We start from the raw sequence: 21,297 nt of genomic DNA, 5'->3' as shown, positions 1-21,297 counted from the left end.
TGGACGGGCTTCTTCTTTTATGAATGTACAGCCTGATTGCGCAGGACGTCTTTTTTCACCTTGCCAAGGTTGTTTTTCGGCAGTTCGTTAACAAATTCAACTTCAGGTATTTTGTAAGCGGACAGGCGTTCTTTACAAAATGCGATGACATCCTCTTCTGTGATGCGCTGGCCGCCATTTTTCACGATAAAAGCTTTCGGTTTTTCACCGTAAAGCGGGTCTGGAATACCGACCACAGCCGTTTCAAGGATTCCCGGGATCTGCTGGATAACTTCTTCAACCTGATCAGGATAGACGTTATCGCCTCCGTAAATAATGACATCCTTGTAGCGTCCCGTGATGAAAATAAAGCCATCTTCATCTACATATCCTGAATCTCCGGTTCTAAACCATCCATTTTGCAGCACTTTCGCTGTTGCTTCAGGATTGTCTTCATAGCCTTTAAATAAGAATGGAGTATGAACAACGATTTCGCCGATTTCTCCTTGAGGAAGTTCTTCTCCGGTCAGAGGATCTTCCACTTTGACTTTAACACCTGCCACAGGTTTTCCTGCAGATGCCGCTTTATCCATTCCCATATCAGGCGTCCATGTGCTGATGCCCCAAGCCTCAGTACTTCCATAGCCATGCGCGAGCGGAATGCCAATATCAAGATAGCGGCGGATTAGGCTGCTCGGCACTTTTGTTCCGCCTGTCATTAAAATCACAAGCGAAGATAAGTCAGTTTGGTGCGTTTCCCACGCCTCAAGCAAATACGTGTAAAACACAGGAAGAGCCATCACGGTCTGAATTTTCTCTTCTTCAATGACCTTCAGCATGTGAACAGGATCTTGATCCTTTGTAAACACAAAGGTTGTTTCTGCAAACGTTCCAAGCATGATGCAAATGAGCGCACTCGTATGATAAATCGGATGGCACGCGAGAAAACGAAGGCCCTTCATACGTGCTATTGAGCTGTTGGATTTTTTAACGTATCTGTATATGCCGCCATGTGTAATCATGCATCTTTTCGGGTTTCCCGTTGTTCCAGATGTAAACATCAGAAGTGCTGTATCATCAGGTGAAACCATTTCCGTCTCTGGCAAATGATCAGGACCTGCAAACAGCGCTTCAAATTCAGCAGATGTTTCGTAAGCTGTTCCTGTTTCCATTGTTACACACAGTGAGGACAATTCAGGTAGAACTTCATCCAGTATCTCTTTAAACTCCGCTCCGTAAAACATCGCTTTCGGTTCACTTGCTTTTAAAATGCCTGTCATTTCATATGGTTTCAGCTGCCAGCTGACAGGTACGACAACAGCACCTATTTCAAGCGCGGCGAACATAACAGTTGATGCGGGATGGCCGTTTTTGCAAAGCAATGCAACACGGTCACCCTTTTGAATTCCTTTTTGAAGCATGGCATTCGCCAGCTGATTAATCCGTTTACGGTAACCTTTATATGTCAGTGTATGGTCTCCGCTTTTTACAGCCTCTATTTCTTCGCTATTCGGCATGTCATGCAGAATCAGATGCTGTAATGTTTCCATATCGTCATCTCCTATATTCTCTTGAATCTTCAATAATTTGTTAGATTTTCTTCCTTACCTCACCCATTTTAACCCAAAAAAGATAACTTGTAAAACTATTTCATTTTGGAATTATTCCAATACTGAATGATAAAATAGTCCCACATTTTCTTATTTTGTTCCCCATCCACAGAAAAACACACGCCAAATTTTTGACGTGTGCCATGCAGGTTTACAGTATGTTTTTTTCTTTCATCCATGTGAAAAATATGCGGTTTAACCGCTGATACAATTCTTGTTCTCCTTCTTCCTGAAACCCCGCCATGCTTTCTCCGCTCTCGATAATTGCCGAGCTGATCGCGCTTAAAATCTCCGAGCCTTCAGCAGATAATGAGCCAGGTGCCATCATGACGAGAATGCGTGTCATCCTGAGGGTATTTCCGTCCATGCCATCCACTTCATAGGAGGTGCTGAGATCAAACATTTTGAAAAAAGGCAGGACGATTTCATCATTTTTGAGATGATAAAGCGCCATGTTTGTTTCGGGGATTCCCAATCCCCCTTGTTTCTCCCGCTCAGCCAGGCAAACCGCGGCTTTTTCCGGATCACGGATCAGGCCATCCTTCTTCAGCTGTTGAAAAAGCTCTAGCAGAAGCATGCTATGGTCCGGGTTTGTTTTGAGTTGAGCTAGCGTAAAATGGCGCAGAACATCTTGGATAACTTCCATATACCGCCCTATGCTTTCCGCCGCCTCCAGCATGTCAGGTACATCAGCTTGCTGCGCCTCTTCCTTCGGGCTTCTTTTTTTGTTAAGAATAAGGGGGATCTTCCGCTTGATATACTGCTTGACCTGGTTTGCGTCTTCCTCATTTAATAGCGGGCTGACCATGATGTAATCAATGTTTTCATAAGGAATCGGTACAGTGGACACAATCATATCATAGGCTTGAACATCCTTCCCCTTTAGCTCGATCAGGGATGACATATCAAACGATTCAATTTCCGGCAGCTCTTTTTTCAGTCTGGAGGCAAGCATTTTCGAGGAGCCGATCCCGCTTGAGCAGACGACAAGCGCTTTCACTTTTGCTTCTTCTTTTTTGATTTCAAGAGCCGAGCCAAAGTGAAGAACGATAAAAGCGATTTCATCATCAGAAAAGGACATGCCCGGAAAATACTTTTCGACGCCTTCTTCGATCGCCATATAAAGCAGAAAATAATCGCGCTTGATCTGTTCCTTCATCGGATTGTATATCTCAATATTTTCTTTTATGCGGCTGACGGCCGGCTCCAAATGGGCAATCAAGCCTTCATATAAAGAGTAGTTTTTCGTTAGATCCATTCTGATTTTGTCTGAAATAAAAGCAATGAGCCGCTTTGTTTGCAGGGCTGTTTCCAGCTCAATTTCCTGCGCTTTGTATTCTGTTTTGTATTTTCGATTGGCGCTTCGAAGGTGGATTGTAATATAGCCGACCTCCGCCTCTGGAATCGTCACGCCGAAGGCACGTTCAAGCTCGCCCGCGATTTCAAGAGCGGAGCTGTATTCCTTCGCATTCTTCAGTTCCTCAAGCTCATTTTGCTCCATGGTGATAGTTTCCCCAAGCTTAATTCGTTCGATCGCATACGTCAGATGGACGACGAGCGCTATATAGGAGCTATCGGACAATGAAAAAGCGATTTTTTCTTTGAGCTGAAATAAGATGCGCTCCATTTTTAACAGCTCACCTTTGCTGACAACCCCGAACATTTTCTCTGAAGAATCGGCTTTTCCTTTAATGTTTAATTCAACCGCTTCCAAAAACATTTGGATGTCGAGACGGTTCACAATCAAGTTGCCGACAATTTTCCGTTTCGCATTCTCCGGCCCTATGAGCTGGATGCCAAAACCTCTTTTGCGGATCAGTGTCAGTCCAAAGGGAGAAATCCACTTCTCGAGCTCATCTAAGTCATAGCTGACCGTGGCATTCGTCACCTGGAGATCATGAGCAAGCGTGTACAGTTTGACGGGCTCCTGAGACTCTAATAACGAACAAAGAATGAGCAGTTTCCGTTCGTCGGCGCTGTATTCATGCTGTTCATATGATAAATCAGTAAGCAGCTTTTGTTTACCCTCGGGACTTCCCACTGCTTTCAACCCTTTACCGGGCTGTTTATCTAACGTAAGCCCCACGGTTTCCATCAGCGGTTTAATTGATTTGAGTTCCCTGTGAATGGTTCTCGTGCTGACTTGCATCAGCTCAGCAAGCTCAGTTACGGTTATATATCTGTTTTGTAATAATAAGTGCTTTAACAGCTTTTGTTCTCTGGCAGTCATATACATAAAAAAGACCTCCTAGCCAATCTTGATGTGCGGATGAAGTCGCAAGGAGATGCAGTAGAGGATATAGAGAGGTTTCCTTTTAATATAAAACGCTTTCAAGAAAGAATCAATCACTTATAAATGGTAATTTGGCACTAAGCGGTGTGACAATATTGAAAAAGCATCAGCTGGTAAACTGATGCTTTTTATGGAATATCGTAACCCTGTACGGCTGTAAAAATGCGGAACCATTGATCCTGGTCAAGCTTGTATGACAACGCATTTATCGCGGCGGAAATCCGCTCGCGCTTTCCGCTTCCGACAATCGGCATGATGCCGGCCGGATGCGTATACAGCCATGCGTACATGACCTCGTCCAATGAAGCGGCGCCGATTTCCCCTTGGACGGATTCAAGCGCCGTACGGACACGTCGGTCTTTATCCGTGTTTTCAGTGAATACTTTGCCGCCTGCCAGAGGCGACCAAGCCATCGGCGGAATTCGTTTTTCCTGGCACAGGTTCAAAGTGCCGTCGAGCATATTTTCTAATTCGTATGCGGAAAGCTCAATCTGGTTGGTTACGAGCCTCTCAGGCAAATATGATTCCAGCATCCGATACTGGTGATCTTTAAAATTTGAAACGCCAAAGTACCTGACCTTGCCAGAGCATTTCAAGGCCTGAAACGCCTCTGCTACCCCCTCCGGATCCATGAGCGGGTCCGGTCTGTGAATCAACAGCACATCAATATAATCCGTCCTAAAGTTCATAAGCGATTGCTCAACGGATGCCAAAATATGCGATTTGCTTGTGTTATAATGATGCGATCTGTGAGCGGGCCGTTCAGGCGATTCAAGAACGATACCGCATTTTGAGACCAGCTCTATGTTTTCTCTTAATCCAGGTGAAAGGGCAAGGGCGTTTCCAAACAGCTTTTCGCACGTATAGCCTCCATAAATATCCGCATGATCAAAGGTCGTGATGCCGTGATCGATACACCATTCAATGAGGCTCAGAAGTTCAGCATCTGAATAGTTCCATTCATTCAGCCGCCAAAGCCCGTGTATGACTCTTGAAAATTGAAGATCCTCCGCCAATTGAATACGCTGCATGCAAAATCCCTCTTTTCTTTGTATAAACCGGGTTTTGCCCCTTACTAGTTCATTCGGCCTCAGATCCCCTTTTTCCTTTCGCTCCTTTTAAAAAGACATTTTAATTCGATTGAAATTGCTTTTTCGCTTTCTCAACGACATAGTGGCTGCCGCCGCGGTCCTGCACATTTTGGATCATCATGGCGACAAGCAGGTCTTTGTTTTTGTAATCGTAGCCGACAAACCAGCCATTTTCCGTGCCGTCTTTATCATCTTTTGATGTTTTCAGCTCGGCTGTTCCTGTTTTCCCGGCCACTGTGATTCCTTTCACGACAGGCTGATACGCTGATCCGCGCTCATCTTCCACAACGCCTTTCAGACCTTTTGTAATGTCTGCTGCTCCTTCCTTGGTGACCACTTGCTTGTGCCAAACATCAGCTGTTTGTGAATCTTTTTTGATCAGCGTCGGTTTGACAAGGTCTCCATTGTCAACAAATGGCGTGTAAGCAGTTGCCAAGTGAAGCGGAGACATTTGCATTTGCCCTTGTCCGTAGCCTGTATCCGCAAGCAAAATGTCTGAATCAAGCTTGTCATTTGCAATAGACGATTTCTGGATCGGGAATTCGTACGGAACGTCCTCTGAAAAACCGAATGTCTTCAAGCCTTTTGTGAAGGTGTCCGCTCCCATATCAAGCGCATTCTGGGCAAAATAAATATTGTCTGACGTAATAAGGGCGTTTTCCAAATCGACTTGTTGAAGTCTCTCAGACACACGTGTCACTGAATAGCCGCCCCAGCTCGAATCTTTTTGCCACTCCTTGCCTTTGATTGTTTTCTTCTCATCGGCTTTAAGGGTGCCGTTTTTGATTCCAATAGCAGCCGCAATCGGTTTAATGGTAGAACCTGGCGCGTATGTCTTATTGAATTTCGCTGAAAACGGATTGTTTTTATCTTTGTTTAGCTTTTTCCATTCCTTATCGCTCCAGCCGAAAATAAATCCGTTTGGATCGTAGGAAGGCGCGCTGACAAGGGCGAGTGTTTCGCCTGTCTTCGGCTGCAGCGCGACTGCCGCCCCGCTGTCATCCTTCAGTTCATCATACAGCTTCGTTTGCGTTTTGATATCAATTGTGAGGTGAAGATCCTCGCCGTCCTTTGCTTTCTTTTCAGCGATGACTTCCCCGGTTTGCGGCACGTAGATTTTCCAGCCAGTTGTGCCTCTTAGCTTGTCTTCATACACATTTTCAAGTCCGGCGATACCGATGTTAGACGTATCGCTGTACGTTCCTTCTTTCTTTTTCTTCAGTTCTTCCGCTGTAATAGCGCGGACATAGCCTGTCAAATGGGCTGTCTTTTCGCCATACGGATAGTAGCGGGAGCTGACATTCGTTCTTGTTACGCCTTGTAATGACGTCGCTTCAGAAACTAATTTCTCCTGGTCAGGCTTGACCTTTTTGAGCGGCACAAACGAATCGTCTTTTACCCAGCCTTGATCCAGCTTTTTCTTGATGTCGTCTTCAGTCAAATCAAGTTTTTTGGCGAGTTCTTTTATAACTTTCTCTTTTTTATCGCCAAGCTCTCCGGGAACAATTCCAATTTCCGGAACATCTGTATTGACAGCTAAACCTTTTCCATTTTTATCGTAAATTTGGCCTCGTTTCGGTTCAATGCTCATAATTTGCACGGTTTTGTCGTCAGCCAGCTGCTTGAAAATAAACGATGGGTCCCAATCTATATTCCATGACTCCTCGTCATCTGTTTTTTCTAATTTCAGCACAGCAGTATTCTTGAAGCTGACTTTGCCGGCATTTGTGTTCATGCTGACTTTATACGGGATATGTTTCATTGTCTTGTTGTCTTGATCGTCCTTATCTACTTCTCCCGCAGTGACTTTCAAATTTTTTACGCCGGCCTGCTCATAGATGGCTTTATACCTGTTGACGAAATCTTTTTTGGAGATTTCTTTTTTGACATCTTTAGTCAGGCTTTGATACATGTCATCGAATTGCTGATCGTTCCACTGTTTCACGAATGCTTCCATGCGATCCTCTGGTGAATCTGTTTTGGAGCATCCGATTAACCCAATCAATCCGACGCATAGAAATACTAGTAGAATACACTTTTTTAACATGACTTTCCCCTGCCTTCCACTTGTTATTTTCTCTTAATTGAATTGGTGCGTGCAAGATTTTTTTGAAAATGAAGGAAAAGTTCACCGATTTTGCAGAAATCTCCTATCGTTTGCTGTAGACTATTTGAAAAGACAGAAAGAAGGGATAGCATGGTCAGGGAGGCAGCAATGCTTCACATTAAAGAAGGCCTTGAACAAGAGTTTGAGGATGCATTCCGGCAAGCGGCGCCGATTATTTCCGGCATGAAGGGCTATATCACTCACTCGTTATCAAAATGCATGGAGGAAACGCATAAATATCTGCTTCTTGTGGAGTGGGAAACACTTGAGGACCATACGGAAGGCTTTCGCGGTTCTTCAGAGTATCAAGAGTGGAAAGCCTTGCTTCATCGGTTCTATACCCCGTTCCCGACGGTCGAGCATTTTCAGGATGTGTAATAGATTTATATAATATGAAGTGTAAAACCGATAAGGGAGACAGACCATACAAAAACGGCGGTATAAATATTAAAAGCGCCTGAGCCGTCATTTTCTTTTTTGCGTTCTTCAAGCCCCTGCATAAACATGACCGCACCAAGAAAGACGAGCATGACTGATTGGATAACAGAGGTGTGTTCCGTATAGTTAAAAGCAATAAGCGCCAGTATAATAATGATAACCGCAAAAGACATTTTAAAAATCCGAAACAAAAGGACCATCCTTCCTTATATACGAAATATTGAACGTTATGGCTATATTTGCCTACGCCCTCCATTATTCTAGCGCACTTTGTTTGTCTGTAGAACAGAAGACAGAGAATTTTAAGTTTCTTTTAATATTTCGATCACACATAAAAAACGCGCCTGTCATGAGGCGCGTTTTCTATGAAACTGATAATTCTTTATAGCCTAGCTTGTGAACGGCTTCAGCCATCGCTTGATAGCCTTTGCTGTTCGGATGGACACCGTCAAAGGACAGATATTCCTGTTCTTTGCCTTTGAAGATGCTATAGGCATCCGCGATTTTGACATGGGGTGCTGATGCAAGTGTTTCTAAATGTGAATTAAACGAAGTGATCCATTTGCCGGCGATATCAATTTCGGGAAACGGATTGTATAAGTTGAACACACGAATGGCGTACGGGGAAGGATTTTCTCCTTTAATCTCGGCGACTTTGGCAATCATCTTTTCAAAATTCTCATGGCAATGGGCGGATACACGGCTGAAAATCGTTTCATCCTTAGAGGTTTGGTAGGCTAAGACCGAATCGATGAGATCGTTTCCGCACCCTGTGATCGTTATCATATCAGCATCTCGAATACATTTTTGCACATAGGGATATGACAGGAGTCCCAAAATCTCTTCTGTATTCAGGCCTGATCTGGCAAATATGTTTATTGCCGTTCTTGTTTTCAAGTCAGCTTCCATCATGTCCCCAAAACGCTGGACGAAGCCGGGTGAAAACAGCCCGGAGCCTCTCCCTGTCGTCAAGGAATCGCCCAGAGCTGTATATCGAAGCACCATGTTCTTTCCTCCACTCTTGAACGTCGATACGTTAATGTACGCAGCAGAGAAAAGATTGGCTACTTATGTATATCCTATTTTTCTTGAAATCTGTAAAGCGGCGTCCTTCACCTTTTCTGTTAAATAGGGCAGCCTGTCTTCTGTAAATCTCGCTTCAAAGCCTGCAATGCTAATGCCGGCTGCCACCTGGCGCTCATGGTTAAAGATCGGGGCGCCGATCGCCGCCGTATAGTTTTCGAGCTCTGAATAGCTGACAGTATAGCCATTTTGCACAGAGGCATCAATCTCCTGAAGCAGTTTTTCGGGATCGGTAATCGTTCCGGAGCCAATCGAAATGAGCTCGGTTTGTTTGATGTATGCTTCGATTTCTTCACGGGGAAGAAAGGACAGAATGCTTCTGGCGCACGCTCCCGCGTATAGGGGGGAACGCCTGCCGATCGCCGTATACAGCCGCACAGTCTGTGTCCCTTCTATTTTCTCAACGTATATCGCTTCATTGCCGTCCCTCATGATCAACTGCACGGCCTCATCCACTTCCCGGCACAGCTCTTCCATCACCGGTTTCGCTATTTTTCTGATATCCAGCCTGTCAGCGACAAGCTGTCCGAATTCCAAAAACACCAATCCCAGCGAATAAGCGCCGGACGCATCCCTACTGAGGAACCCCATTTCCTCCAAGGAGCTGACCATCCGGTGAACAGAGGTCTTCGGCATTCCCGTCAGCGACACCAGTTCACTTAAGGTTAGGCTTGGTTTATGCAAAAACAAATTAAGCAGCGCCATAGATTTGACTACGGTTTTATTTTTATTCTGCATCATTCATCCCCTTTGCTATGTCAGCCATTCCATCTTCATTCTCGTTTTCAGTTCTTTTATATGCTGTTCCCGTTCTACCGCAAGCGCTTCTGCCTCCTGGAGGGACACAGGCTCAAACTGAACGTGCTCGCCCGGCATGATTTGGGAAACAATCGGAAGATCAGCGGATATGATGTGCGCGATCCTCGGATAGCCGCCAGTCGTCTGCCGGTCTGCAAGCAGGATAATCGGGTTGCCGTCAGGCGGCACCTGAACTGTTCCGAATGAAACCGCTTCCGACACCATCTCAAGCGGGGCCTTCAGTTCGAGCGGTTCTCCTTTGAGCCTGTAGCCCATACGGTCGGACTGCGGCGTGACACGAAATGCTTCTTCATAAAAACGCGTTTTTGATTCTTCTGTGAAAAAGGCAAATTGCTTTCCTTCCAGCACCCGAATGACGGGATTCTTCTTCAATGGCAGAAATCTGCCGCGGCTGACTGACCACTTCGGTGCTGCAAATCCCTGTTTTCCAAGCTGCGAACTTAAGCGGGAAAGGATGGTTTGCGAAAGAGCTGACATCTCTCCAATGTTCAGTTCATCTTCTTTTTGAAGCGCTCTGCCATGAAGTCCGCCAATGCTTCCTCTGACGTATGTGCTTTTACTTTCCATGACGGCAGGCACCTCAATGCCGCCAGCTGCCGCCAAATAAGCACGGCTGCCGAGTTTGCAGGGGCCAAAGCTGACCGTGCTGTTTTCCTTGATGAGCACAGGCTTCCATAAAGGCGCTTCCTCGTCATTAATACGCAGCGTGAAGTCCGCCCCTGTCACAGCAATCAGTGTCTGTTTTGAAAAATGAAACGACGGACCGGGCCCCATCATCGTTATTTCGAGACCTGCTTCATTTTCGCCGTTTCCTATCAACAGATTGGCAATGCGCAGTGAAACCGTGTCCATAGCGCCGCTGGCCAGAACGCCGTATTTTTGGTAACCCGTTCTGCCTATATCCTGAACCGTTGTGAGCAGTCCGGGCTTTAATACTTTCATGCTCAATTGGACTCCTCCTTATAGGCGTGATAGTCTTTTTCTGAGATGCGAACGAATTTCACAATATCTCCCGCCCGCAGCAATGTCGGCGGGTTTTCCTGCGGCCGGAAAAGAGCCAGCGGCGTTTTGCCGATCAGCTGCCAGCCGCCCGGCGTTGAAATCGGATAAACGCCTGTCTGCAATCCCGCAATACCGACCGAACCTGCGGGAATCGACGGTCTTGGCGATGATTTTCTCGGAGCTGCAATTCGTTTTGACATCCCGCCTAGAAAAGGAAAACCGGGCGCGAAGCCAAGCATATACACCACATATTCACCGTTTGTATGAATGTCGATTACTTCCTCCGGTGACAGTTGATTGATCTTCGCCACCTCTTCTAAATCCGGACCGAATTCACCGCCATAGCAAACGGGAATTTCTACAATACGGCGGTTGACCTCATAGTCTTCGGCTATTTCTGCCAGCCGCTCTTCGACATCGCGCTTGACACTCTCAAAAGGTGAGCTTATGCCTTGAGGCAAATGCTTGTACACTTCATACATATCATAAAATACGGTTAGACTTGTAAAAGCCGGGATACATTCAATGAATCCCGGAAATGGCTGTTCTTCTATATAAGCGGCCGCGGCATGGACAATGCCGTTGACCTGTTCATTGATTTCTTCTCCGAATCGGATCATCATTGCAGAATCACCGAGCTGTTCGATTTGATATCGTACAGTCATCTTTCTCACCTCTTTTATTTCTCGTTCATCAGGATGACGAGAGGCTACAGCACCGCAAGCGACTCGTCTCGAATATCTGTGATGAGCATATGCCCCGGCGCATGTGTGATGACCATTTCAGGCTTTACATTCATAGCCACGGCTTGCGGGGTCACCCCGCATGCCCAAAAAACAGGAACCTCGCCGTCACGAATGGGAACGGCATCTCCGAAATCCGGTTTCCCGAGATCGCGAATCCCGATTGCTCCCGGATTGCCGATATGGATCGGCCCTCCGTGCACAGCCGGAAAACGCGAGGTCACTTGTGCAGCACGTACAGCCAGCCGTTCAGGAACCGGCCTCATGCTGACAACCATCTGTCCGTGAAACGCCCCCGCCGGAACACAATCGATATTCGTTTTATACATCGAGACGTTTGTCCCCTCATCAATATGCCGGACAGCTATCCCATTATTGATTAGTGCCTGTTCAAAGGAGAAACTGCATCCGATCAGAAAGCCGACAAAATCGTCCTCCCAGTATGGCGTAATATCAGATACTTCTTCCGTTAGGATACCGTGCCTGTAAATACGGTATTTCGGAAAGTCCGTTCTGATATCAGCATCCGGCGCAGCCAGAGACGGCACAGGCGAACCTGCTTCAGTCACATCCAGCACGGGGCAGGGCTTTTGATTTCGCTGGCAAAACAGCAGAAAATCAAAAGCAAGGTCCTTTTTCAAAACCACAAGATTCGCTTGGGCGTAGCCGCCAGACATGCCTGCGGTCGGCCCGTTTATTTTCCCCTCTCGTATCAGGGCGCGTACATCCTTTGGCGCCATTTTGTTTAATTGCTCCACTTATATCAGCTCCACAATTGAGGAAGTTGTGTAATTAACGTGTAGATTCCCATAACTGCCATTACAATCACTACAAGCGCGCCTGTGCTTGTCAGCCAAAGCGGATGCTTATAATCACCGACAATGTTTTTCTTGTAGGCGGCAACAAGCAGCGTTCCGAGCGCAATCGGCAGAATTAAGCCGTTCAGTGAACCGACAAGGACGAGGATCTTCGCAGGCTGGCCGATTGTGACAAAAGCTAACGTAGAAACCACAATAAATCCGATAATAATACCGCGTGAATTCTTTTCAATTTTTGGAGAAAAGGTCTTGAAAAATGAAACAGATGTATAGGCTGCTCCAATAACAGACGTAATCGCCGCAGACCACATGATCAATCCGAAAATTTTATAACCGACATTTCCAGCAGCCAGCTTGAAGACAGAAGCCGCCGGGTTGCTTTCATCGATGTGCAGGCCTTTCGATACAACGCCTAGAACCGCAAGAAAAAGAGCGATACGCATGACAGATGTAATTAAAATGCCGACAACCGAGCTTTTTGTCACCTGCGGAATGGATTCCTTCCCTTTAATTCCGGCATCAAGCAAACGGTGTCCCCCGGCAAATGTGATATAACCGCCGACGGTTCCGCCCACTAGGGTGACAATGGCAAATATGCTGATGTGTTCCGGGACGAATGTATTTGCGACTGCCTGTCCGACTGGAGGAGCTGTCGTCGCCGCAACGTAGACCGTTAAAATAATCATCACGAACCCCGCGATTTGCGTAAAACGGTCCATCGCTTTTCCTGCTTCCTTGATGACAAAAATCAAAATGGCGATAACGGCACTGATTAAAGCGCCTGTTTCAGGTGTAATGCCGAACAGCACCTGAAGTCCCAGCCCGGCCCCTCCGATATTCCCAATATTAAAAGCTAGTCCGCCAAGCACGACGAGAATGGCGATGAAATATCCCAGTCCGGGAAGCACCATATTCGCAATTTCCTGACCTCGTTTTCCAGAAACTGCGATGATGCGCCACACATTGGTTTGGGCGAAAATATCTAAAATAATAGAGATTAAGATGACAAAACCGAAGCTTGCTGCGAGTGTGTTTGTGAATGTTGCGGTTTGGGTGAGGAAACCCGGTCCGATTGCTGATGTCGCCATTAAAAAGGCGGCGCCCATCAGCAATGACCAGCTGCCCGCTTTTTTTCCTGCTGTCTTTTTCTGCTGCTCCATCTATTGTTCCTCCTTTATGTTGACCTCTGTTCTGAAATAGCTGTCACTTCAATTCCAGCCGCTTTGAGCTGTTTTCTGATTTTTTGCGCAAATGTCAGCGCATGGGCTCCATCTCCATGAATGCAGACTGTATCTGCTTTTAATGACACATCATGTCCTTGCTGAGATTTGACCGCCCCTTCTTTCACCATTTTGATGACCTGGGTGACGGCGGCATCATCACTTTCAATGAGTGCGTCCGGCTGGGAGCGCGGTGTCAGCGTGCCGTCCGATTGGTATGTTCTGTCGGCGAACACTTCATTTGCGGTCTGAAGTCCGATCCGTTCTCCCGCTTTTACAAGCTCGCTCTCAGCAAGACCGAAAAGAATCAGGCCGGGATCAACCTTATAGACAGCTTTCGCGATAGCATCCGACAGTTTTTGATCGACTGCCGCCATATTGTATAAAGCGCCATGCGGCTTGACGTGCTGCATGTGAAGTCCCTCTGCTTTTAGAAAGCCAGAGAGCGCGCCAATTTGATAAACGACAAGATCATACGCTTCCTCAGGAGAAATCGCCATATTGCGGCGCCCAAAACTGAGTAAATCCGGCAAGCCCGGATGCGCACCCATTTTCACGCCTCTTTCTGCTGCAAGCGCGACGGTTTTTCGCATAACACTAGGATCTCCTGCATGAAATCCGCATGCGATATTCGCTGATGTCACATACTCTAAAATATCTTGGTCAAGGCCTATCTTGTAGGCTCCGAAGCTTTCTCCTAAATCACAGTTTAAATCAATCTGAAACACAGAATCCCTCCTGCCAAAGCAAACGATATGCTTTATGTCATTTATTGTCCCGAAATTCGGAACGACTATTCCGAATTTTTGAACTTTATTTCATTATAAGTGAATCATATCAGTTTGTGAAATACTTTTGTCAGAAAACCTACCATGGTCCCAGAATAAAACCTGCCAAACTAAAAAAGAGAGTCCATCTTAGGACTCTCTTTTTTTATAGTACCCAATGGCGAATCGCTTTAGCGACACCATCCTCAATATTTGTATCCGTGATATAATCAGCCGTTTCTTTTACGATGTCTTGCGCATTGCCCATTGCGACGCCAAGACCCGCTTCTTTGATCATCGCAATGTCATTAAGGCTGTCGCCCATCGCCATCACATTCTCCATTGTAAAGCCGAGTTTTTCCGTAACCTTGGCAAGGGCTGCAGCTTTGTTGATGCCAAGCGCGTTGACTTCAATGTTTGTCGGACTTGAATTTGTGATTTCGAGCTCTTTGTTTTTTCTCAGCTCCTCAAGCACTTCGTTTCGGATATCGTCATCCTCGATGTCAAAGCCGAATTTGAGCCATTCATGATCCGTAATGTTTTCCGGAAACTCGCCTCTCCATACTTTATTCACCGTAGAAGCCCAGAAATTAGTGTTGTGCTTATTCCGCAAATCCCACATCATTTGAATATGGTCCGTATGAAGCAGCTTCCGTTCCACCAAATTAAAATTCGAATCCCAAATTTCACTGCCGTTTGCCGTGATTAGAAAGGATGACAGCTTTAGCGATTCCGCCAGCTCCCTGCACGTCATCAGCGTCCGGCCCGTGCTGATCACCACATACACACCTTTATCCTCCGCTTCACGAATGGCTTTGCGGTTTTCATCCGAGATCAGCTGCTCGTCGTTCAGCAGTGTACCATCCATATCAATTGCGATCAGCTTGATATCTACATCTTCTCTTTGAACAGACATATATGTACCTCTCTTTATCTTTTTGTTGTGCTTCTCTCTATTCTAATACATTATACCCAGCGGGACAAAAAAGCGATTTCCTATGTTTGAGGAGAACGGATAAGAGGAAAACAAACGGTGAGGTGATCAAACATGACAGAAAGAAAACAGCAAAACAAACCAAATGAAAACCCCGAGCACAACGACTTAACCGATCCGATTCCTAATGAAGAGCTGAAGGAAAATATGAATGATGAAAAACACAAACGTCAGCAAAGAGATAACTCTCAAAGCGAACGGGATTACGACACAAAATAGAACCCCTCACAAAATGTTGTGAAGGGTTTTTTTCATTTTTCAATATAGATGCCGATTTCAGCTTCAGCAACAGGCTGCTCTCCAACTGATGCCTTGGCATGTCCGAACACAAACCCGCGCCGATTGCGCGTGACTTCAAACGTAAGATCAAGCCGGTCACCAGGCACAGCTTCTCCCAGCTTTTCCGCTTTCTTCACCGAAGACAATAATCCCAAGCTGTTCTCATCTGTAATTCCTGTAAAAGCCGCGGTTTGCGCAAGCGCTTCAATCACAAGTGAAAACGGCATTTCTGTTTGCGTATCAGTGATAAACCAGTCGTTCTCACTAATCAGCTTATAAGCTGCCGCATGTTTGCCGGGCTCGCTATCCGTCACGCCATCAATAAACAAAAATGGATAGCGGTGAGGCAAAGATAATGAGTTCATTTTATATCTCCTTTTTTGACCATTATATCTCAGCCTAAAGTGAAACGATAGGATATAATGGAAAAAACACAAAAGGAGGCCGTTATGTCCCCAAAACCGCTTGTCATTCTCGTACACGAAATATACGGTGTAAACAGCCATATGAAAAAGATGGGCCGGCTGATCAAAATGGCTGGATATGATGTGTTGACGCCCAACCTGCTCGGCGAGGATGAAGTCTACACACTGCAAGAAGAAAAAACGGCATACGAACAATTTACAAAACACGAAAGGCTGAAAACGGGAGAAACCATCATCCAGAATGTGATCAGGCAAAACGCCGGACGGCACATCTTTGTGATTGGATTCAGCGTGGGGGCTACTATCGCATGGAAATGCAGCAGTATGCCTGAGGTGAGCGGATCGGTTTGTTATTACGGTTCCCGGATACGCGACTCTCTTCATCACGTGCCAGCCTGCCCGGTCCTATTGTTTTTCCCTAATTATGAGCCGTCGTTTGACGTAGCGCTTCTTATCAAAAAACTGCGGGAAAAACAGCATACCCATCTTGAGATTTACCAATTCGATGCGCTTCACGGCTTCGCCAATCCTGATTCTGTTTATTTCAACAGGGCCCTTTTCTTCAAAACGCTTTCTATCATAAAAAACGGGGCGGAAAGCCGGCTCCGCACCGTTTCATCATCATTTTTTTAAACGTGCACGGCGCTTTATTATCGGTGCCGTCATGTTCCATGTTCTTTTTGCATTGCATTTTATTTTGCCTGTCTCATCTCACCGAATGGATAAAAGACGAGAGATTCAGTACCGATGATATCGTCCTCAGAAGGCATGCCCATTCCGTTTCTGCTATCCAGTGAATTGAGACGGTTATCTCCCATCACAAAATATTTACCGGAAGGAACCTCAACTTCGAAGTCACCTGTTAAGGTTACACCCGACTCTTTGACCTCCTGTTTATATTCCTTTAAGTATGGTTCTTCCACCTTTTTATCATTTATGTATAGCTGATCATTTTTCATTTTAATGCTGTCACCAGGCAAACCGATTAAACGTTTGACAAATGAGCGGCCGCTCTTTTTGTCATGAATGACTATGATGTCTCCTCTGTGAAACCCGCCAGTCCATTTGACTGCTTTATCAACCAGAATTCTTTCTGAGTCTTTAAGCGTTGGGGCCATTGATGATCCTTCAATAAGAAAAGGCTTGTAAAACACCAATCTGATCGTAAAAATGAGAGCTGCGATCATAATGATACTGAGTACAACGATCGTTTTGATTTTTCTTTTTTTCTTTAACGTGATTGTTTTTGCATTCAACTTCCTTCCCCCGATGCTTTCCTAAGAATTCCAAATTATTATACAGCATTTGGATCTGCTTGGTTAGACTTTCGTGGAAATTTTCGTAAGGAAATGGACAGGCCGGGGCAGCCATCTGCCCCGGCCTGATTCATCAGAGCTTTCTTAAGCGCGAACAGATTTCAACAGTGACCTCAGCCGTTGTGCTTTGTCCCCCAATGTCGCGTGTTTTGATGCCGTCGGCAGTCACTTGCTCCATTACATCAAGAATTTTCGCCCCCAATTCTTCCTCTCCGAAGTGGTCGAGCATCAACTTCGCTGTCCAAATCTGGCCGATCGGATTGGCAAGGCCCTGTCCGGCAATGTCAGGAGCTGAGCCGTGAACCGGTTCAAACATGGACGGATATTTGCCGGATGGATTGATGTTCGCAGAAGGCGCAATGCCGATGCTTCCCATCAGGCTTGAGCTGATGTCGGTTAAAATATCACCGAACAAGTTGCTCGCCACAATGACATCAAACGTTTCCGGACGCGTCACAAAAAAAGCGGCCAGCGCATCAATATGCTGAGATGATGTTTCGATTCCGCTATAATCAGCGGCTGTCTGCTGAAAGACTTCATCCCAAAACGGCATCGCGTGATAAATGCCGTTAGACTTTGTGGCGCTTGTCACATGGCTGCGCCGTTTTTTCGCCAATTCGAAGGCAAAGCGCATGACACGTTCTGTCGCTTTTCTCGTAAACACGGCATTCTGGATGGCGATTTCATCATCGCCTCTGTGAATGCGCCCGCCAACTTCACTGTATTCACCTTCACTGTTCTCGCGAATCACCACGAAGTCAAAATCATTTGGATGCAGAAGCGGCGACGTAATGCCTGCCATTTGTTTGGCGGGTCTCATATTAATGGAAAGCTCAAGCTCCCTCCGGATTTTCAGCAGCAGCCCCCATAACGATATATGATCGGGAACCAGCTTCGGATTTCCGACAGCTCCCAAAAAAACTGCTTCAAATTGAGTAAGCGTATGTATTCCATCTTCGGGCATCATTTTGCCGTGCTCCAAGTAATAATCACAGCTCCATGGAAAAGCTGTGAATGAGAATGACAAACCTCCGTGTACCTCAGCCGCTGTATGAAGCACTTTCTCAGCAGCCGCTACAACCTCTTTTCCTACTCCGTCTCCCGGTATTGCCGCAATCTCAAATTGTTTCATCGTCATTCTCCTTCCCCCGTTATCGTAAGCGCTTTCTATTATACTAGATTGCGAGATAGTAAAAAAAGCCCGTGACATTGTGTCACGGGTGGTCGGTTATTGATTAAGTTTCTTTAAAATGATGGCGTGCAACGGTTCATGGGACTGAATGCCGCACACCTCTTGAAGTACGCCGCTGTATCCTTTTTCTTCGATCAGCGCTTGCAGTTCAACCGCTTCAGGGTCACCGGTGAAATCGAAGCGCAGTGCTGCGGCAATTCCTTCAGCCAGTGCATTCGGTTCTTTTATTTTCTTTGCCGGGCCTACAAGTCTATCATTTTCTCCCAGTTTTCTGAGAGGTGACCTCGCTACGCGGGTCACATCGTCCGAAATGAAAGGATTTTCAAAGCGACCGATGATTTTTTTGATATATTGTTCGTGTTCAGTTTGCTTAAAGCCATACGATTTGACGAGATAGTCACCAGTTTCAAGCAGCGCCGAATGAACAACACGGCGGATTTCCGGATGATCAATTGCTTCTTTGACCGTTTTGAGTCCGCGCTGATAGCCGACATACGCTGTGACCGCGTGTCCGGTATTGACCGTAAACAGCTTCCGTTCGATGTACGGCGTTAAATCATCAACAAACAGTGCGCCGTTTATGACTGGTGTTTTCCCTTTAAAGCCTGATTCATCAATGACCCATTCGAAAAATGGTTCAACCGATACTTTCAGCGGGTCTTCATGATGCTGAATCGGGACGATCCGGTCAACGGCAGAATTCGGAAAACCTACCGTTTCACTGACGGATTTCTGCTCTGCTTCCGTTAAATGGCTGTATATTTCTTTCTTTAAGAAGCTGCTTCCGCCAATCATATTTTCGCAGGCAATGATATTCAGTGTGTTTGCAGTATTTCTTCGTCTTAAACCTTCTGCGATAGACGGGGCAATCAGCTTCAGCACATTCGGGCCGACAGCTGTTGTGATGAGCGCCGCCTCATTCATCAGCCGGTACAGCTCCTCGGTCTGACTGCAGCTGTTAATAGCGCTCACCGGGCCAATGATCTCCGATGAACGTCCCTCTTCCGCCAGTTCCACTGTGTATTCTTTTTTTTCATTAAGGAGGCTGACCATCGTATCGTTCACATCCGCAAATACCACATCATAGCCGGAGTGGTGAAGCAGCGCGCCGATAAATCCTCTCCCAATATTCCCCGCACCGAAATGTAAGGCGATCATGTCAGTTCACCTCGTTGAAAATGGCGATCAAATCTTCTTCGCTTTTAGCGGAGATCAGGCGTTCAATATTTTCTTCTTCTGAACAGATAATGGCGATGTTAGACAAAATGTCTAAATGCTCATTATTTTTACCCGCAATGCCGAATACCACTTTTGCCGTGTTGCCTTCTCCGTACTCAACGCCCTCTGGAATCTGTATGATTGAAATTCCAGAGTGAAGCACCTCGCTTTTCGCTTCTTCTGTGCCGTGTGGAATGGCAATGAAATTCCCCATAAACGTAGAAGACGTTTCTTCACGTTCAAACATTTTGCTAATGTAATCCTCTGTCACGTAGCCGTTGTCAATCAGCGTCTGGCCTGCCAATTTGATAGCCTCTTCTTTTGATGATACCGTTTGATTGAGTTTAATGTTATCCTTTGCGAGTACTTGCATGACAATCACTCTCTTTCTATAAGATTACTTTTTCAGCTTTTCAATCAGCTCGTCGTATTTCGGGCTGTTTAAGAAGTTATCCACTGATATGTGCGTCGCGTTCGGCAGCTTTGCTTTCGCGCGGTCTGTTAAATCTTTGTGGGTGATGACAATATCCGCATCGCTTGGCAGATTGTTAATGGCCGTGTTGGTCACACTGATGTCAAGCTCCGCTTTTTTCACTTTGTTTCTTAAGATGGATGCCCCCATGGCACTTGATCCCATTCCCGCATCACACGCAAAGATAATTTTGTTCACGCTTTCAGGAGACAGCTCAGACGCTTCTTCTGCTTTGGCTTGTTCCGCCTCTAAAGCAGCTGCTGCTTGGCTTTTCTTCCCCTTCATGGACTGCATTTTTTCTGTTGCGGCAGCCAGGTCTTCTTCACTAGCTTTAGAGGATTTCAGGATCACTGCTGAAACGATGAACGATACAGCTGCAGCGACCAATACACCCGCCAATACGCCGAAATAGCCTCCTCTTGGCGTCATTGCCATCAATGCGATAATGCTTCCCGGTGACGCTGCCGCGACAAGTCCGGCATTAAAGATCGTAAACGTTAAGAGTCCGCTTGCTCCGCCGGCAATGGCTGCGAGAATCAGGGCCGGTTTCATCAGAATGTACGGGAAGTAAATCTCGTGAATCCCTCCGAAGAAATGGATGATCGCCGCACCGGGAGCCGTTGATTTTGAAGATCCTTTGCCAAAGAACATGTAGGCCAGCAAAATGCCGAGCCCCGGTCCAGGGTTTGCTTCTACTAAAAACAGAATTGATTTTCCTGTTTGAGATGCTTGCTCGATTCCGATCGGGCTTAAGATTCCATGGTTTATGGCGTTGTTAAGGAACAACACTTTCGCCGGTTCTACAAAAACACTGGCTACCGGCAGTAAATTAGCGTGTACAATGACTTCCACACCAGCCGCCAGCAATTTATTTAGCGTCAAGACAACCGGGCCGATGGCGTAAAACGCGAGAATCGTTAAAGCCGCGCCGACAATCCCTGCCGTAAAGTTGTTGATCAGCATTTCAAAGCCTTGCTTGACTTTATCCTTGAATAATTTATCAGTCTGTTTAATGAGGTATCCGCCAAACGGACCCATAATCATTGCGCCTAAAAACATTGGAATATCCGATCCTACAATCACCCCAATTGCCGCTGTCGCTCCGACAACTCCGCCGCGGTGGTCGTAGATCATTTTTCCGCCTGTATACGCTATCAAAAGCGGCAATAAATACGTAATCATCGGGCTGACCAGCGTGTTCAGCTGTTCATTCGGAAACCATCCTGCCGGAATAAACAGCGCGGTAATGATACCCCACGCGATAAACGCGCCGATATTCGGCATGATCATTCCGCTCAAATAACTCCCAAAGCGCTGCACTTTCACTTTCATGCCGCCTTGCTGCTGTTCTTGCTGCTGCATATATAAACCCTCCCTGTTTTGTTTGTCGCTGTAAGATAAAAAGTATGTTCAGAGAATGATGCTTCCCTT

At 46.2% G+C, this 21,297-nt stretch carries 22 protein-coding genes; 3 read left to right on the top strand and 19 right to left on the bottom strand.

Annotation, left to right across the window (positions count from 1 at the left end):
- Positions 1-17 precede the first annotated feature (17 nt).
- From MKY50_RS02480 to pbpC, 4 genes are all read right to left on the bottom strand, one after another.
- Complete coding sequence (locus MKY50_RS02480) at positions 18-1,529, bottom strand: class I adenylate-forming enzyme family protein (RefSeq protein ID WP_014478863.1); 1,512 nt, start codon at positions 1,527-1,529, stop codon at positions 18-20.
- Positions 1,530-1,740: 211 nt separating this feature from the next.
- Complete coding sequence (gene mtlR / locus MKY50_RS02475; RefSeq protein WP_341116110.1) at positions 1,741-3,825, bottom strand: mannitol operon transcriptional activator MtlR; 2,085 nt, start codon at positions 3,823-3,825, stop codon at positions 1,741-1,743.
- A gap of 185 nt (positions 3,826-4,010) precedes the next feature.
- The gene (locus MKY50_RS02470) at positions 4,011-4,913 is read right to left on the bottom strand and encodes an aldo/keto reductase (protein ID WP_341116109.1); all 903 of its coding nucleotides are present in this window, start codon (positions 4,911-4,913) and stop codon (positions 4,011-4,013) included.
- Between the two features lie 100 nt (positions 4,914-5,013).
- The gene (gene pbpC, locus MKY50_RS02465; protein WP_014478860.1) at positions 5,014-7,020 is read right to left on the bottom strand and encodes a penicillin-binding protein 3; all 2,007 of its coding nucleotides are present in this window, start codon (positions 7,018-7,020) and stop codon (positions 5,014-5,016) included.
- A gap of 150 nt (positions 7,021-7,170) precedes the next feature.
- Between pbpC and MKY50_RS02460 the strand changes: the two genes are divergently transcribed.
- Positions 7,171-7,458 (top strand): antibiotic biosynthesis monooxygenase family protein, encoded by a 288-nt coding sequence (locus MKY50_RS02460; RefSeq protein ID WP_003234413.1) that lies wholly within the window; start codon positions 7,171-7,173, stop codon positions 7,456-7,458.
- Positions 7,459-7,463: 5 nt separating this feature from the next.
- On the opposite strand, the gene MKY50_RS02455 is transcribed toward MKY50_RS02460, so the two are convergent.
- The 9 genes from MKY50_RS02455 to MKY50_RS02415 form a co-directional block, all read right to left on the bottom strand.
- Entirely contained in the window at positions 7,464-7,709 is a 246-nt protein-coding gene (locus MKY50_RS02455) for a YczI family protein (protein WP_003240256.1), read from the bottom strand.
- Between the two features lie 172 nt (positions 7,710-7,881).
- Positions 7,882-8,523 (bottom strand): spore germination lipase LipC, encoded by a 642-nt coding sequence (gene lipC / locus MKY50_RS02450; protein ID WP_003234415.1) that lies wholly within the window; start codon positions 8,521-8,523, stop codon positions 7,882-7,884.
- Between the two features lie 63 nt (positions 8,524-8,586).
- Positions 8,587-9,339, bottom strand: coding sequence for an IclR family transcriptional regulator (locus tag MKY50_RS02445; protein ID WP_003246517.1), 753 nt, complete (start codon positions 9,337-9,339; stop codon positions 8,587-8,589).
- A gap of 15 nt (positions 9,340-9,354) precedes the next feature.
- Positions 9,355-10,362, bottom strand: coding sequence for a 5-oxoprolinase subunit PxpC (pxpC, locus tag MKY50_RS02440; RefSeq protein ID WP_003234419.1), 1,008 nt, complete (start codon positions 10,360-10,362; stop codon positions 9,355-9,357).
- Positions 10,363-10,364: 2 nt separating this feature from the next.
- Positions 10,365-11,087, bottom strand: a complete 723-nt coding sequence (pxpB, locus tag MKY50_RS02435) for a 5-oxoprolinase subunit PxpB (protein WP_003234420.1) — start codon at positions 11,085-11,087, stop codon at positions 10,365-10,367.
- Positions 11,088-11,131: 44 nt separating this feature from the next.
- Positions 11,132-11,905, bottom strand: coding sequence for a putative hydro-lyase (locus MKY50_RS02430; protein ID WP_080265313.1), 774 nt, complete (start codon positions 11,903-11,905; stop codon positions 11,132-11,134).
- Between the two features lie 23 nt (positions 11,906-11,928).
- Complete coding sequence (locus MKY50_RS02425; RefSeq protein WP_014478854.1) at positions 11,929-13,143, bottom strand: NRAMP family divalent metal transporter; 1,215 nt, start codon at positions 13,141-13,143, stop codon at positions 11,929-11,931.
- Between the two features lie 14 nt (positions 13,144-13,157).
- Positions 13,158-13,931 carry a 5-oxoprolinase subunit PpxA gene (gene pxpA, locus MKY50_RS02420; protein WP_341116108.1) on the bottom strand — a complete coding sequence of 258 codons (774 nt, stop codon included), beginning with the start codon at positions 13,929-13,931 and terminating at the stop codon, positions 13,158-13,160.
- Between the two features lie 205 nt (positions 13,932-14,136).
- Positions 14,137-14,886 carry a phosphoglycolate phosphatase gene (locus MKY50_RS02415; protein ID WP_003234424.1) on the bottom strand — a complete coding sequence of 250 codons (750 nt, stop codon included), beginning with the start codon at positions 14,884-14,886 and terminating at the stop codon, positions 14,137-14,139.
- Between the two features lie 132 nt (positions 14,887-15,018).
- Between MKY50_RS02415 and MKY50_RS02410 the strand changes: the two genes are divergently transcribed.
- Positions 15,019-15,183 carry a hypothetical protein gene (locus tag MKY50_RS02410; protein ID WP_032678934.1) on the top strand — a complete coding sequence of 55 codons (165 nt, stop codon included), beginning with the start codon at positions 15,019-15,021 and terminating at the stop codon, positions 15,181-15,183.
- Positions 15,184-15,215: 32 nt separating this feature from the next.
- Here MKY50_RS02410 and MKY50_RS02405 read toward each other — a convergent pair whose 3' ends face one another.
- Positions 15,216-15,608, bottom strand: coding sequence for a 3-hydroxyacyl-ACP dehydratase FabZ family protein (locus MKY50_RS02405; protein ID WP_003246580.1), 393 nt, complete (start codon positions 15,606-15,608; stop codon positions 15,216-15,218).
- A gap of 84 nt (positions 15,609-15,692) precedes the next feature.
- Here MKY50_RS02405 and MKY50_RS02400 point away from each other — a divergent pair, with 84 nt between their 5' ends.
- Positions 15,693-16,301 (top strand): dienelactone hydrolase family protein, encoded by a 609-nt coding sequence (locus MKY50_RS02400; RefSeq protein ID WP_015715251.1) that lies wholly within the window; start codon positions 15,693-15,695, stop codon positions 16,299-16,301.
- A 59-nt stretch (positions 16,302-16,360) separates the two neighbouring features.
- Here MKY50_RS02400 and sipU read toward each other — a convergent pair whose 3' ends face one another.
- The 5 genes from sipU to MKY50_RS02375 form a co-directional block, all read right to left on the bottom strand.
- Complete coding sequence (gene sipU / locus MKY50_RS02395) at positions 16,361-16,924, bottom strand: signal peptidase I sipU (protein ID WP_003234434.1); 564 nt, start codon at positions 16,922-16,924, stop codon at positions 16,361-16,363.
- Positions 16,925-17,057: 133 nt separating this feature from the next.
- Positions 17,058-18,122: a tartrate dehydrogenase gene (locus MKY50_RS02390; RefSeq protein ID WP_341116107.1), complete on the bottom strand. Its 1,065-nt coding sequence runs from the start codon at positions 18,120-18,122 to the stop codon at positions 17,058-17,060.
- Between the two features lie 90 nt (positions 18,123-18,212).
- On the bottom strand, positions 18,213-19,334 hold the full coding sequence (locus MKY50_RS02385; protein ID WP_341116106.1) for a mannitol-1-phosphate 5-dehydrogenase: 1,122 nt from the start codon (positions 19,332-19,334) through the stop codon (positions 18,213-18,215).
- 1 nt (position 19,335) lies between these two features.
- A complete protein-coding gene (locus MKY50_RS02380) occupies positions 19,336-19,767 on the bottom strand; it encodes a PTS sugar transporter subunit IIA (protein ID WP_341116105.1) in 432 nt (143 codons plus the stop codon).
- Positions 19,768-19,791: 24 nt separating this feature from the next.
- Complete coding sequence (locus tag MKY50_RS02375; protein WP_341116103.1) at positions 19,792-21,228, bottom strand: PTS mannitol transporter subunit IICB; 1,437 nt, start codon at positions 21,226-21,228, stop codon at positions 19,792-19,794.
- Positions 21,229-21,297: the final 69 nt, after the last annotated feature.

This window comes from Bacillus sp. FSL R7-0685, from assembly GCF_038002425.1.
Lineage (GTDB): Bacteria > Bacillota > Bacilli > Bacillales > Bacillaceae > Bacillus > Bacillus subtilis.
The sequence above is the reverse complement of the archived record's forward strand: the minus strand, read 5'-3'. Positions and strand labels throughout refer to the sequence as shown.

What these genes read in the sequence shown, in the direction of transcription:
- MKY50_RS02480 (WP_014478863.1), bottom strand. Translation starts at nt 1,529, where the DNA reads ATGGAAACATTACAGCATCTGATTCTGCATGACATGCCGAATAGCGAA.
- mtlR (WP_341116110.1), bottom strand. Translation starts at nt 3,825, where the DNA reads ATGTATATGACTGCCAGAGAACAAAAGCTGTTAAAGCACTTATTATTA.
- MKY50_RS02470 (WP_341116109.1), bottom strand. Translation starts at nt 4,913, where the DNA reads ATGCAGCGTATTCAATTGGCGGAGGATCTTCAATTTTCAAGAGTCATA.
- pbpC (WP_014478860.1), bottom strand. Translation starts at nt 7,020, where the DNA reads ATGTTAAAAAAGTGTATTCTACTAGTATTTCTATGCGTCGGATTGATT.
- MKY50_RS02460 (WP_003234413.1), top strand. Translation starts at nt 7,171, where the DNA reads ATGGTCAGGGAGGCAGCAATGCTTCACATTAAAGAAGGCCTTGAACAA.
- lipC (WP_003234415.1), bottom strand. Translation starts at nt 8,523, where the DNA reads ATGGTGCTTCGATATACAGCTCTGGGCGATTCCTTGACGACAGGGAGA.
- MKY50_RS02445 (WP_003246517.1), bottom strand. Translation starts at nt 9,339, where the DNA reads ATGCAGAATAAAAATAAAACCGTAGTCAAATCTATGGCGCTGCTTAAT.
- pxpC (WP_003234419.1), bottom strand. Translation starts at nt 10,362, where the DNA reads ATGAAAGTATTAAAGCCCGGACTGCTCACAACGGTTCAGGATATAGGC.
- pxpB (WP_003234420.1), bottom strand. Translation starts at nt 11,087, where the DNA reads ATGACTGTACGATATCAAATCGAACAGCTCGGTGATTCTGCAATGATG.
- MKY50_RS02430 (WP_080265313.1), bottom strand. Translation starts at nt 11,905, where the DNA reads ATGGCGCCAAAGGATGTACGCGCCCTGATACGAGAGGGGAAAATAAAC.
- MKY50_RS02425 (WP_014478854.1), bottom strand. Translation starts at nt 13,143, where the DNA reads ATGGAGCAGCAGAAAAAGACAGCAGGAAAAAAAGCGGGCAGCTGGTCA.
- MKY50_RS02415 (WP_003234424.1), bottom strand. Translation starts at nt 14,886, where the DNA reads ATGTCTGTTCAAAGAGAAGATGTAGATATCAAGCTGATCGCAATTGAT.
- MKY50_RS02410 (WP_032678934.1), top strand. Translation starts at nt 15,019, where the DNA reads ATGACAGAAAGAAAACAGCAAAACAAACCAAATGAAAACCCCGAGCAC.
- MKY50_RS02405 (WP_003246580.1), bottom strand. Translation starts at nt 15,608, where the DNA reads ATGAACTCATTATCTTTGCCTCACCGCTATCCATTTTTGTTTATTGAT.
- MKY50_RS02400 (WP_015715251.1), top strand. Translation starts at nt 15,693, where the DNA reads ATGTCCCCAAAACCGCTTGTCATTCTCGTACACGAAATATACGGTGTA.
- MKY50_RS02390 (WP_341116107.1), bottom strand. Translation starts at nt 18,122, where the DNA reads ATGACGATGAAACAATTTGAGATTGCGGCAATACCGGGAGACGGAGTA.
- MKY50_RS02385 (WP_341116106.1), bottom strand. Translation starts at nt 19,334, where the DNA reads ATGATCGCCTTACATTTCGGTGCGGGGAATATTGGGAGAGGATTTATC.
- MKY50_RS02380 (WP_341116105.1), bottom strand. Translation starts at nt 19,767, where the DNA reads ATGCAAGTACTCGCAAAGGATAACATTAAACTCAATCAAACGGTATCA.
- MKY50_RS02375 (WP_341116103.1), bottom strand. Translation starts at nt 21,228, where the DNA reads ATGCAGCAGCAAGAACAGCAGCAAGGCGGCATGAAAGTGAAAGTGCAG.